The organism is Candidatus Rickettsiella isopodorum, assembly GCF_001881495.1.
In the GTDB taxonomy this organism is placed as follows: Bacteria; Pseudomonadota; Gammaproteobacteria; order Diplorickettsiales; family Diplorickettsiaceae; genus Aquirickettsiella; species Aquirickettsiella isopodorum.
Genome location: NZ_LUKY01000033.1, coordinates 340,411 through 353,575, shown reverse-complemented (window position 1 = coordinate 353,575; position 13,165 = coordinate 340,411). Strand labels below are relative to the sequence as shown.

Here is a 13,165-nt window from a genome sequence, read left to right as displayed (position 1 = left end):
GGTAATAGAGAAATAAACTTCAGTTCAAAATATAGTTAATTTCTCTTTCAATAATTTTGCTAAGGTCATTTTTAAGTCTTATAAGTTGAGTATAGTATTTGGTGAGAAAACTAAAGTGATTAAATTTAGAAACTCCAGTGGCAAGTACAATCATGTAGTTTATATGATGTTGTTTATGTATAAGCATTAAGCCATTTTTCATGCCATGTAATGATCGTTGTCTCATGACTTCTTTCCCAAACGAATCGATATAGTCTATTTCTGAAAAAGGTATAATTTTTCTTTGAGATAATTTTTTAGCCTTTATTAAAGGGTCATTATTAGTTATTTGATTTTTATCGAAATAAATTTGCCATTCTAGCCTTGAAATAAGGGAAGTGATTTTTTTTTGGCCATAATCTTCTATGCCAACAGAAAAATAATCGATGGGGGGGAGGTTAACGTTATTAATATAATCAAAAAAGGTAGATCGTGTAGACTCCGTAGATATAGGAGTATAATGATATTCCTTCATGGAAAAAAGACCTCATTGGACAAAGATGCAGGTAAGCTTTAACCTAGTATGAGTTAGTATTTTAAGGCTTTACATGCTATAAATGAGGAATATTTTATCATATTTCTTTATCAAACAAAGATATTTATACTTAGTATTATGGAATTTGTATGTTTCCACTTTATCAGGTTAATGCAAAACCGCTTGTTATTGCTCATCGTGGAGGAGCGGGATTATGGCCTGAAAATACCTTATTTGCATTACAGGAGGCAGCAAAACTAGGAGCAGATTTAAGTGAAATTGATATTCATATGACTAGGGATGGTGTTTTAGTCGCTATTCATGATGAATCAGTCGATCGTACAACGAATGCTAAGGGATTAGTACAAGATTTCACATTAGCAGAATTGAAAAAATTAGATGCAGGTTATCGTTGGACTAATGATGAAGGTCATACTTTTCCTTTTCGAGATCAAGGAATTAAAATTCCAAGTTTAAATGAAATCTTTACTGCTTTTCCAAAACAAGTTATTAATATAGAGATAAAGCAGAATGATCCACCTATTGTGGCTGCATTAAGAGAACTTATAAATCAGCATAACAAAACTAAACAGATATTAGTGTCTGCTTTTAATTCGCGTACCATGAAAGTGATGCGTAGACTTTGTCCTAAGATTGCTACAGCGGGGACACAAGCTGAGGTGGATCGCTTTTCAAAATTGAGCAAGCTGTTTTTAACGCGCCCTTTTTTATTGTCTGCTACAGCCCTAGAAGTCCCTTATGAGATAGTAACTGCACATTTTGTAAAGGCAGCACATAAAAAAAATATACGGGTGGACGTTTGGACTGTCAACGAAGTCGAAGAAATGGAAAGGGTATTAGCTTTAGAAGTAGATGGTGTATTAACAGATTTTCCGGATAGGTTGCTTAATTTGGTTCGCAAGGCTTAAGTTAGCTTGGGTTAGGTAGATGATATTCAAAAGAAGCGTCTAACCTAATTTTGAAATGCGATCGGGTTAGAAGCTTCTAGGATATTCCCCAAAAACCTCAAAACTCCCATTAAAAAGCAATAGACATATAAAAGCCTATATGTGCCTGGCTATTAAGTCTGTATAATACTTTCTATCCTTAAAAATAGATAATTTGTTAGAACAAAAGTAAGAGGCATTTATGAGCATTCAAAAAACCCTTTCTATTATCAAGCCTGATGCGGTTAGAAAAAATTGTATTGGCGAGATTACTAAAAGATTTGAAGATTCGGGGTTAAAAATTATTGCAGCTAGGATGGATCATTTAAAGAAAGATCAAGCTGGGAAATTTTATGAAATCCATAAAGACAGGCCTTTTTTTAATGAATTGGTTGAGTTTATGTGTTCAGGGCCCGTGATGATACAGGTTTTAGAAGGGCCTAATGCGATTCTAAAAAATCGTGAATTGATGGGTGCTACAGATCCTAAACAAGCATCTACAGGTACAATTCGGGCTGATTTTGGAGAAAGTGTAGGCCAGAATGCAGTTCATGGATCCGATAGTATTGATACGGCTAGGCAAGAAATAGCTTTCTTTTTTACATCCGATCAATGTTTTGGCGAAGGTTCTGAATAATGAATGCACCACTTAAAAATTTACTCGATTTTGATCGAGAAGAAATGCAACTTTTTTTTCAAGGATTAGGAGAAAAACCTTATCGAGCACAACAGGTTTTAAAATGGATTCATCAAATAGGTATCAAAGATATCGAAATGATGAGTAATTTAAGTAAGCTATTGCGTAACCAACTAAAATTGATAGCACAAATCGATTTACCGGAAACTGTTTTTGAACAGAAGTCGGAAGATGGGACTAGAAAATGGTTATTGCGACTTAGTGATGGTAACTGTATCGAAACAGTTTTTATACCTGAGGTCAGTAGAGGAACTTTATGCGTTTCATCACAAGTAGGTTGTGCATTAAATTGTAGTTTTTGTTCAACTGCGCAACAAGGATTTAGTCGTAATTTAACCGTAGCTGAAATAATAGGACAAGTATGGTTGGCAGTGCGGAGTTTATCTGATGAATCTTTACGCCACGATCATACGGTGAGTAATATTGTGATGATGGGGATGGGTGAACCTTTATTAAATTTTGATAATGTCGTTAAAGCAATGAATCTTATGATGGATGATTTTGCTTATGGTTTTTCTAAGCGACGGGTTACTTTAAGTACTTCTGGTGTAGTTCCCGCATTGCGACGCTTATCAGAAATAAGTGAAGTGGCACTTGCGGTATCCTTACATGCGCCTAATGATGAACTAAGAAATCGTCTAGTCCCTATCAATAAAAAATATCCTCTTTCAGAGTTGTTAGAGGTTTGTCGGAATTATTTTAAAGGAGATAGTCGAAGACGTATCACTATGGAGTATGTCATGTTAGAAGGAGTTAATGATCAACCCGAACATGCACGGCAGCTAATTAAAATTTTAGAAGGTATACCAGTTAAAGTAAATTTAATTCCCTTTAACCCGTTTCCTAATACGATTTATCGTCGCTCTTCTTTGGCGGTAATTGAAAATTTTAAAAGTATTTTAATGAGGGCCGGACTGAATACGATAACGCGAAAAACTAGAGGGGAGGATATTGATGCCGCATGTGGTCAATTAGTAGGTCGCGTTCAAGATCGGAGTTACCATAGCAGGCAACATCAAAAAGTGATTCCTATTTTACTTAAATCATTAGCTGCAATTTAATGGAATTAAAAATAACGGAGGATAAATGGTATCGATATTAAAGCAATTCATCATCATTTTTTTTATAATTACGTTGACGGCCTGTAGTATTTTTTCTAAATCAAAAACTCAGCTATCGGGTTCTCAAGCGTCCGATGTTAATGTACAGCTAGGTCTAGCTTATTTACAAAATGGTGATGTGCAACGCGCACATCAAAAATTATTGCTTGCTGAACAGCAAGCACCTGGATCCTTGCAGGCACAAGGTGCCATGGGCTATTTTCTAGAAACTACAGGAAATCTTTCTTCTGCAGATGCTTACTATCGTAGGGCGATAGCACTTAATCCAAAATCCGGTGCCGCACAAAATAATTATGGTACTTTTTTGTGTCGCCGCGGTCGTTATTCTGAAGCAGATCAGCATTTTTTATTGGCATTACAGGACCCGACTTACCTTAACACAGCGCAAGTCTATGAAAACGCAGGTTTATGTGCTATGCAGATACCGGATGCTAGAAAAGCAATGGGTTATTTTACTCAAGCTATTACTCAAGATCCTAAACGTGCGTTGTCTTGGTTGGAATTAGGAAGAATAAGTTATCAAACAAAAAGCTATCAACAAGCTCAGCAATATTTAGATCATTATATGCAGCTCGTTAAAGAGCCTACAGCCAATGCTTTATGGTTGGGTGCTGTTTTAGCCAGAGCTTTAGGGAATCCAATAGCAGCAGGTAGTTACACACTAATGTTACAAACAAGATTTCCTAATTCTGATGCCTATAGGGCATTAATACGAACACCTAAACCAAAACCCAAACAAAAAAGCAAACAACTTTATTATTAATTATGGTAGAGAAAATACAAGCAATACGGGGTATGAATGATATTCTGCCCATGCAAATTTTTATTTGGCAGAAAGTTGAAAGTATATTGCGTAAACTGACCAAGCAATATGGATATCAAGAAGTTCGTTTACCTATAGTTGAAAAAACGGAATTGTTTAAACGTTGTATTGGCAATGTAACTGACATTGTTGAAAAGGAGATGTACACTTTTATTGATCGTAATGGAGATAGTTTATCGTTAAGACCTGAAGGGACTGCAGGTTGTGTTCGTGCCGGTATAGAACAAGGTTTACTTTATAATCAAATTCAACGCTGGTGGTATTTGGGCCCTATGTTTCGGCATGAGCGACCGCAAAAAGGGCGATACAGACAGTTTCATCAATTTGGTGTCGAAGTGTTTGGTATAGCTCAGCCATATATCGATGTGGAATTAATTTTAATGACAGCGCGGCTTTGGGATGAATTAGGTTTAAACCATCAATTAAGCTTGCAAATAAATTCGCTGGGGTCATCGGCAGCACGCAAGGCACATAAAGAGAGTTTAGTAGATTATTTTACACAACATCTAAAGTATTTAGATGAAGACTCTCATCGTCGATTACAGACCAATCCATTACGTATATTAGATAGTAAAAATCCTGATATGCAGGAGCTTATTGAAAAGGCCCCTCAGTTACTTGATTATCTTGATTCCGAATCTCACCAAGACTTTTGTATTTTACAAGAAATACTCATTAATGCAGATATATGTTTCAGCATTAATCCTCGTTTAGTCAGAGGATTAGATTATTACAATAAAACAGTTTTTGAATGGGTGATTGCCGGTGAACGGCAAGCTGCGCAAAATACAGTTTGTGCAGGAGGACGTTATGATAACCTGGTAGAACAATTGGGTGGGCATGCAACTCCAGCAGTGGGTTTTGCCATAGGTTTAGAACGCTTAATTAACTTATTACCTAAATTAAATTCGGGGACATTTCTCCCAATACCAGATTTATACTTTATTACGATTGGCGATATTGCTATACAAAAAGGATTGATTTTAGCAGAATATTTACGTAAAAAGTTAACAGCTATCAATTTGATACTTGATGTGACTGGAGATGGAATTAAATCTCAGTTTAAACGTGCCGATAAAAGTGGAGCGCGTTTTGCTTTAATTTTAGGAGACGATGAAGTAAAGTCTGACACTTTCATTATTAAAAACTTAAGGGAAAAAAGCCCGCAAGAAATCATACCTCAAGATCAAGTGATACAAAAATTGCAGGATTATTTAAGTCTATGAATGAATTAGTCGCAATAGAACAAGCTGAATATGTAAAAAAATGGTGTCGTGAATACTGTTTTGGAATTTTAATAGGCATTATTTTTGCTGTTTTTATTAGTTGGGGTTGGAATTATTGGCGTCAAGCAAAAGAAAATAATTTACTTAAAGCATCGATGCAATATGAACGCCTAATAGCAGCGATAACCACGAGTGAAAATACAGTTATATTAAATAAGTTGGCAGAGGGATTGTTAAAAAATTATCCATATACGCCGTATGCTTCCTTAGCGGCTTTACAGTTAGCCAAACTAGCAATTAATCAAAATAATTTATCTGATGCTGAAAATAGATTACTTTGGGTTATCGATCATGGTCACAATCACGCTTTACAATCTATCGCACGTTTACGGTTAGTGAGAATTTTATTAGCGCAAAACCAGGCAAAAGAAGCCTTAAGTATACTAGCTAAAAATGAAGATAAGAATTATTTGCCAATCTTTTTGGAAGAAAAGGGAGACATTCTTAATAATTTAGGGCATAGCAAAGAAGCATTGCAAAGTTATTTAGCGGCTAAACGAGCTTTTGGAAATACTATTGGGCGACCTCTGTTAGAAATGAAAATTAATAATTTGGCTTACGTTTGATGAGAACTCTAATGACTAAAATTTATGTTCATTGCAGTATTTTTTTGTGCTTGTTATTTTTAACAGGTTGTGCGGGTTTAGGTGATGATAATACCCCTGTTCCAGCACCTTTGACTGCTTACCCTTTTCAATTTCAACCCGTATTATTATGGTCTATAGCAACAGGCAGGGGTATGGGTGAAGATTATCTACGGTTAGGTCCTGTTATTAAAGGAGATCAAATTTTTGTTGCGAGTAAATCTGGTCTTGTTACTGCTTTAGAATTAACTCATGGCCATAAATTATGGCAAAAAAATATTAAACAAATTATAACGAGTGGTCCAGCAGTCGGTGAAGGGGTAGTGATCGTTGTTACCAAGCAGCCGCAAGTAATTGCTTTAGCAGCGAATTCAGGAGATATTTTATGGCGAGCAATATTGCCAAATCAAGTATTAGCCCCTCCCACAATCGAAAAAGGTCGAATTATTTTTAAAACGGTAGATGGGCAAGTAATCGCATTAGAGTTACAAAACGGTGAGTCACTATGGGCTTACGAGCATGGTTCACCACAGTTAATTCTAAGGCCGAGTAGTGCACCACAAATTATAGGTAATAAAGTTGTGGTGGGTTTTTCTGATGGTAAATTAGCTGCGCTGAACCTAAGAAATGGTAGTTTATTGTGGGAACGAACGATTGCATTTCCACAGGGAGTGACTGCCGCTGATCAATTAATTGATATAGCGGCAGATCCTTTATCATCTTGTGATGTAATTTATGTGGTTACTTATCAAGGTCAGCTAGCGGCTATTTCTTTAAGATCCGGTCGAATTTTATGGCAACGAAATTTCTCAAGTTATTCGGGTCTTACTGTTGGCAATAATTTATATATAACTGATACCAAAGGCGACGTCTGGGCCTTTGATCGTTCTACAGGTGAGTTGATTTGGCGACAACAGTTTTTAAGACATCGTGGTTTAACTGCGCCAGTTATTTTTGGAAATAGTTTAATTATAGGAGATCAAGAAGGCTATATTCATTGGTTAGCTCAATCTGATGGACATCCATTGGCAAGAGATCTTGTTCATGATAATGCTAGTATCATAGCTAATCCAGTTGTGGATTATCCGATAGTATGTATCTTAACCAGAGAAGGTGGTTTATCTGCGTGGACTCACGCTACTTTACCTGTATGACCACTTCTTCTTTGCCAAGTATTGTTCTTGTAGGCCGACCTAATGTAGGAAAGTCGAGCTTATTTAATCGCTTGACGAAAACTCGGCACGCTTTAGTGGGAGATATTCCCGGTTTAACTCGGGATCGACTTTATGGAAAAGGAGTCGTAGGAAATCGACCTTATATAGTGGTAGATACCGGAGGATTAACTGGGAGTAAAGAAAAAAATATCGCTTTTCTAATGGAACAGCAAACCCAACGTGCCATCAGAGAGGCTGATCATGTTTTATTTTTAGTCAGTGCAAGGGAAGGTCTGTCCACATTGGATCAGCAATTAGCACAATTATTACGTCGACTCAGTAAAAAAATTACATTGGTTATTAATAAAGGTGAAGATTTAGAGCCGGCTTTATTACAAAGTGAGTTTTCGCTATTAGGTTTTGATGCAGCATCACTTTCTATTATTTCCGCAATTCATGGCTACGGTATTCAAGAATTAATGGAAAAAGTATTAGGTTATTTTCCTAATATTGAAACCTCAACCACTGAACCAGCATTGACAGAAGAAGCTGTTATTTCAAGAATAAAAGTATCGATTATAGGGAAACCAAATGTAGGTAAATCAACCTTGTTAAATAGAATTTTAGGTGAAGATCGAGCCATTGTTTTTGATCAACCAGGGACCACGCGTGATAGTATTGCAAATGATGTTGAGTATAGGGGAAAATTATATACCTTCATTGACACAGCGGGAATTCGTCGAAAATCAAAAACAGTACAAGATATCGAAAAATTTTCTGTCATTAAAAGTTTGCAGGCTATTGAGGCAAGTAACGTTGTGTTATTGATAATTGATGCACAGGAAGGTATTAGTGAGCAAGACTTACATCTTCTAGGTTTTATTTTAGAAAGTGGAAAAGCACTCATCATTGCTGTAAACAAATGGGATGGTTTATCAAAAGAGCAAAGAGCTCAAGTCAAAAAAGAGTTGGATCGACGCTTACAATTTGTACCATTTGCTAAACTTATTTTTATTTCCGCACTTCATGGAACGGGTGTTGGTAATTTATTTACATTCATTCAACAGGCTTATCGATCGGCAACACAGAGTTTATCTACTTCACAGTTAACGCGCTTATTAGAGCAAGCAGTTAATGCACACCAACCGCCTTTGAGTCGTGGGCATACTGTTAAGCTACGTTATGCTCATCCCGGAGGATATAATCCTCCAATAATTCTTATTCATGGCCAATATGCTAGTTTTTTACCTGAATCTTATCGTCGCTATCTAGAAAATTTCTATCGCAAGTCACTGAAAATTATTGGGAGTCCAATTCGGATTGAGTTTAGGGATAAAATGAGTTCGTAATTTTATTCTTAAAAGCCATAATATCTCTTTTAGGAGAAAATTGCTAAGAGCTCCTTAGCTTTTTTTCGTTCTGACCCTTTACTACTAATGTTACGTTGCACTATTAATGAAACAATAGTTGCACTTTTATAAATATCGCGCGTAAATTCTGTATCATGATTAGAAATTATTACCTGAATGCCTTGTGAGGCTAAATGTTTTGCAGTGTTTGCTAAGAGCACTTGTTGTGTGTGACTAAATCCTTCTGATGTATATTGAGTAAAATTTGCGGTTTTAGATAACCCGACATAAGGAGGGTCACAATAAACTACATCTCCTTGCTTAACGTACTCCAGAGTAGATAAAAAATCTCCATGGATGAATTTTGCTTTTCTTGCATGCACATAGAAATATTGCATTTCTTTCTCAGGAAAATAGGGAGTTTTGTAGTAGCTAAAAGGAGTATTAAATTCACCTTTTCGATTAAACCGAGCTAAGCCATTGAAGCAGTGTTTATTTAAATATAATAATAAAGCAGCTCTTTTGCGACGTTCTTTACTATCATTAAATAAACGACGTAAGCGATAGAATTCATCAGCATTATTTAAATTTTCATGAAAAAAAAGACGACAATAATCGATAAAAAACTGACCTTCTTGCTGAAGATATTTATATAATTGGATTAAATCAAGATTGTTATCACTTAATAGATAGGCTGGATAAGACGTATTAAGAAAAACAGTGGCTGATCCTAAAAAAGGCTCTATTAAACGATCTTTTTTAGGTAAATAGGGTTTTAATTTATCGAGAATTCGATGTTTATTTCCTGCCCATTTCAAAAAAGATTTCATACTAAACAGAGTCTAAACGAAATAAATTATAAAAAAAAGCTTTAAATTTATTTAATAATAATTAAAAATTATTAATTATGATAATTAAATTTACAAAAAATTAATATATACTAATGATAAAAAATTATAGATAAAAAACTGGTATTATAATTTGCCAATTCCAAAAGGAGCTCATATGGACGAACAAGTTTCCATTGAAAGAAAAGAACCTCGGGAAGTAGGAGTGACATTCGAAATTGGTAGAACCAGTTCTTCTTCTAGAAGCTTAGTAAGACAAATAAGTTTATCAGGGCCAGGTTCAGAAGGTGAAAAATCACTGCTAAAAAAGAATCCAGTTTGGTTCGTAAGTTCTAAAGCAAAAACTCCAGTTTTTAATGCTTGTCTTAGTTCTTTAGACGAAGTAGTGGCTACACCTTCTTTCAATGTAAGTGTGATTGAAAGTGCATGTGATCAAGACTGTAAATTTTTTGATGATATTAATAAAAGTAAATATGTCGGATATATCGATGCTGGATTGGCAAGTCTTGGTTTGTTTGCTGTTTCGATAGGTATTTATGTTATTAAATATTGTAAATTACGTGAAATAGAGCGAACGAGTCATTATTTTTATTTTAGCCGATTATTTAAAGCAGATGAAGAAGCTATTAAAAAGAAAATGGGTGAAATTGTTCAGGAAAGTAATGAAATAAAAAAATGTATCACATACGAGCATTTATGTGCCGCAGCTTACTTTTATCCACCAGATATCCCAAAAATTGCATGCTGGAGACGTCGTTTTTTTGCTTTTGGGAAAGAAAAAAAGCAACTGAAAGCATTAAATAATTTTTTGAAAGAAAATTCCAAAAAAGAAATGCTTGATATGCTACACAAAAAAATCACAGAAAAAGTATGTCAATTATTGAACAAATCCCAAGCAAATAAATTTAAAATAAGTTTATATAAAAATAATTGGATTATTAGCTTGACGAATGGTTATGCTGGTAATTTTTTTAAACATGTAGAATCTTTAATCAATCATAATTCAAGAACAACTCTAGAAAAAAATAAAGCTAAAAAAAATAAAAAATTTATTCCTCCTATTTTGGCTGCGTTGGGACAGGCTAGTTTTATTTATTGGATTTTAATGTTTATTTTTTGCTTTATTCCTGCTGCTCCCGTTATAACCACTGCGTTGATTTCGATCCTCCCTTTGATTTTTGCTTTATGCACTGCTTTACCGCTACTGTTATTTTTAAATATAAAAAATGTTCTCGAGATAAATAATACTAATAAAAACATGACAGAGGCTGCTATAAATGAGCAAGATAAACACATGATTGAAAAGAAATTAGTGGACTTAAATAAACAAACCATATTTTTAAAATATTTGGAAAATAAAGAGGCTAACTCGACTATAGAATTAAAAAACTCCCCTTTAATGACTGATTTAAAAACAGTACTTAAAAATCGTCGTTTTAATAAATATCATGCCAGATGTGTGGCTTTTCTTGACGGTTGTTTTTTACCTTTGTTTGCGGGCTGGTTATTCCTAGACGGAACTAAAGTTATACTGACTTATGCCCTTTGTCCTGCAGCAGTTCCATTAGCAAGCTTTACACCCATAGGCCTTCTAGCAACTGCAATCATAGCCGGAGTAATTCTTATAATGGGTATCAGTTATGGTATTTATTCAGCGTATAAGGCGAATCAAGTCCATGAAGTTAGATTTAATGACTTACAAGTTAAGATTAAAGCATTACAAGATAAGGTACCTACTAAAAAGATATTAAATAAATCATTAAGAGATTATGATCGTGTATTACGTCGTTTCAGCGATGAGCAACCCCTTTGGACCAACCTTAAGAAAGGTTTAAGTCGATTCATAATAATCATCAAACGTTTAGGTACTGGAAGTTTGGTTTTTCGTCTCGTTATATGGAGTCCTATAACGGCAGCAGTTGCAGCCTCTACTATGGTACTGCCCACTTTTTTCCCTATCATTTTAATGATAGGAACAGCGATAGGGGCATGTGCTCTAGCATCTTGGTATTTATATGCTTACAACCTTGAAAGTAAAGCCGCTCAAGCAGGAAGAATAGTCGAGCATTTAGTGCAAAGTGAACAACTAGCTTGGATTGACAAACAATTACCAGCGATACTATCTGAAGAATGTTTAAATTTACATGAGTCAAACTCAAAAAACTTAACAGTAGCACCCGAGAAAATAGTTAACTGTAAAAAAGAGGATATGCTCACAGAATGTTTACAAGATAATATTTCTTCTACTGCTGAAAGTATTAACTCAGCTGGGGTTAATGCAATGACAACTCAAACCGAAACGGCTATACAAAAAAATAATAGTAATTCAAGTTTGCACGGAGGATTATTTGCTAATATTTCTCCCTATATAGAGAATAGGAATCAGAATAGCGATATAGAGCCTGATTTAAGCCGCATAGTTTGTTCCTAACTATTAAAAAAATGAGTTAAATAGACGTCTAAACGATGTTGTTTCCCGAGTAGACTATGATGAGGTTTTATATCTGCTAAATAACCAGACAAACGTGGTCTTTTTACTACGACCCGTTGTTTTGCATAGGTGATTGCTAATTTTAATAAGCTAGAGGCATCATTATCATCACCAACAAGGAGTCGAAGAAAACGTATTTCCTTTTTAGCTAATGCAGATTTATTAGAATGAGGATACATAGGATCGAGGTAAATAATTTCAGGCGATGGGTGCATGCAGAGGCTTATTTGTTTTAAATAAATAAGCGCATCAATTTTTATTAGTTTAATTGATAAGGGTAAAAATTTTGGGTGATTTAAGGCGCGTTTTAAAGCATCTTCCAATAAAAGAAAAATTGTCGATGACCGTTCCAATAAAGTGACGGGGCAACCTAATTGGGCTAAAACAAAACTATCGCATCCAAAACCTGCTGTCGCATCTAAAACGACAGGTTTAAAATTGGGTTTTAATCCAATTGCCTTCGCCAATAGTTGCTTTTGATTTTGAAGATAGCGTAACCGGTAAGCTAGTTTTCCCTGAAGAAAATCGATTTTTAACGAACCCAGTCCTTTTTTGACATCCTCTAAGTATAAACCTGTTGAGCGTAAAGCTAGGACATAATCAAAGTTTTCTTTTTCAAAATAATTTATATAAGGTAAAGCGTTTTTTTTTGCTAACTCGAGTGCGGTAGATAATAAAGAAATTTCAAGGCTAGTTACTGCAATAGAAAAAGGAATATTCATTCGTGACGAAATACATCAATACGAGCAGGAGGTAAATTTTGCCATACCCATTGTTGGTGGATCAATTTTAGTTGTGGGGAAGGGTATAAAGGCTTCCCCCATAAACTATAGGTATACTGAATATATAAACCGTCTTTTATTAAAACCCGATTAATCTCAGTACCAATTTTATTTACAATAGAAGGAGATAAGGTGCGTAAAGGTAAACTAGAAACGATAGCTTGTATTGGGGTAGAGGTAGATTGATTAATTAGTTTATGTAACTGGCGGGCATCTCCTTGGATAATGCTTAATTCAGGAAAGCGCTGCGTTAAATGATTAGAAAGTTTTTCCGATCGCTCAATAACGATAAGTTGATGAAAAAGGTTTTTTTGATTAATTAGAGCAGCTGTAATAGCACCTGTTCCGGCCCCCAATTCAACGACCACCCCAGGCGGATTAGCTGATATTTGTTGGGTTAAGCTATAAGCAAGTCTTTTCGAGCTGGGAAATAATGCTCCCACCATACTAGGATGCATGACAGCTTCGAAAAGAAATAGAGTAAAGGCCCTCATTATTTTTTATCCTGATGAAGTCTATTGTTTTAATTATTCAAAGGCTTATTTTAAATGAAAAGCCCTTATCTAGAT

13 protein-coding genes are annotated in these 13,165 nt (G+C 35.1%); 9 read left to right on the top strand and 4 right to left on the bottom strand.

Annotated features, from left to right (window positions below; translation table 11 throughout):
- Positions 1-19 precede the first annotated feature (19 nt).
- Positions 20-514: a hypothetical protein gene (locus tag A1D18_RS05535; protein ID WP_071662794.1), complete on the bottom strand. Its 495-nt coding sequence runs from the start codon at positions 512-514 to the stop codon at positions 20-22.
- Between the two features lie 149 nt (positions 515-663).
- Here A1D18_RS05535 and A1D18_RS05530 point away from each other — a divergent pair, with 149 nt between their 5' ends.
- From A1D18_RS05530 to der, 8 genes are all read left to right on the top strand, one after another.
- Entirely contained in the window at positions 664-1,443 is a 780-nt protein-coding gene (locus A1D18_RS05530; protein WP_071662793.1) for a glycerophosphodiester phosphodiesterase family protein, read from the top strand.
- A 220-nt stretch (positions 1,444-1,663) separates the two neighbouring features.
- Entirely contained in the window at positions 1,664-2,098 is a 435-nt protein-coding gene (gene ndk / locus A1D18_RS05525) for a nucleoside-diphosphate kinase (protein ID WP_071662792.1), read from the top strand.
- The gene (gene rlmN / locus A1D18_RS05520) at positions 2,098-3,219 is read left to right on the top strand and encodes a dual-specificity RNA methyltransferase RlmN (RefSeq protein WP_071662791.1); all 1,122 of its coding nucleotides are present in this window, start codon (positions 2,098-2,100) and stop codon (positions 3,217-3,219) included. Before ndk ends, rlmN begins: the two co-directional genes overlap by 1 nt.
- Positions 3,220-3,244: 25 nt before the next feature.
- Positions 3,245-4,042 (top strand): type IV pilus biogenesis/stability protein PilW, encoded by a 798-nt coding sequence (pilW, locus tag A1D18_RS05515; RefSeq protein ID WP_071662790.1) that lies wholly within the window; start codon positions 3,245-3,247, stop codon positions 4,040-4,042.
- A gap of 2 nt (positions 4,043-4,044) precedes the next feature.
- Positions 4,045-5,328 (top strand): histidine--tRNA ligase, encoded by a 1,284-nt coding sequence (hisS, locus tag A1D18_RS05510; protein ID WP_071662789.1) that lies wholly within the window; start codon positions 4,045-4,047, stop codon positions 5,326-5,328.
- Positions 5,325-5,954 (top strand): YfgM family protein, encoded by a 630-nt coding sequence (locus A1D18_RS05505; RefSeq protein WP_071662788.1) that lies wholly within the window; start codon positions 5,325-5,327, stop codon positions 5,952-5,954. The genes hisS and A1D18_RS05505 overlap by 4 nt, the downstream gene beginning before the upstream one ends.
- Positions 5,955-5,965: 11 nt before the next feature.
- Complete coding sequence (gene bamB, locus A1D18_RS05500; RefSeq protein WP_171910824.1) at positions 5,966-7,126, top strand: outer membrane protein assembly factor BamB; 1,161 nt, start codon at positions 5,966-5,968, stop codon at positions 7,124-7,126.
- Positions 7,099-8,475 carry a ribosome biogenesis GTPase Der gene (gene der / locus A1D18_RS05495; RefSeq protein WP_071662786.1) on the top strand — a complete coding sequence of 459 codons (1,377 nt, stop codon included), beginning with the start codon at positions 7,099-7,101 and terminating at the stop codon, positions 8,473-8,475. Before bamB ends, der begins: the two co-directional genes overlap by 28 nt.
- A gap of 29 nt (positions 8,476-8,504) precedes the next feature.
- Here the strand turns inward: der and A1D18_RS05490 are convergent, their stop codons facing one another.
- Positions 8,505-9,305, bottom strand: a complete 801-nt coding sequence (locus A1D18_RS05490; protein ID WP_071662785.1) for a Dam family site-specific DNA-(adenine-N6)-methyltransferase — start codon at positions 9,303-9,305, stop codon at positions 8,505-8,507.
- A 175-nt stretch (positions 9,306-9,480) separates the two neighbouring features.
- On the opposite strand from A1D18_RS05490, the gene A1D18_RS05485 reads away from it, so the two are divergent.
- Entirely contained in the window at positions 9,481-11,754 is a 2,274-nt protein-coding gene (locus A1D18_RS05485) for a hypothetical protein (protein ID WP_071662784.1), read from the top strand.
- On the opposite strand, the gene A1D18_RS05480 is transcribed toward A1D18_RS05485, so the two are convergent.
- The gene (locus A1D18_RS05480; RefSeq protein WP_071662783.1) at positions 11,751-12,536 is read right to left on the bottom strand and encodes a class I SAM-dependent methyltransferase; all 786 of its coding nucleotides are present in this window, start codon (positions 12,534-12,536) and stop codon (positions 11,751-11,753) included. The genes A1D18_RS05485 and A1D18_RS05480 overlap by 4 nt on opposite strands.
- Positions 12,533-13,090, bottom strand: a complete 558-nt coding sequence (locus A1D18_RS05475; protein ID WP_071662782.1) for a class I SAM-dependent methyltransferase — start codon at positions 13,088-13,090, stop codon at positions 12,533-12,535. Before A1D18_RS05475 ends, A1D18_RS05480 begins: the two co-directional genes overlap by 4 nt.
- Positions 13,091-13,165: the final 75 nt, after the last annotated feature.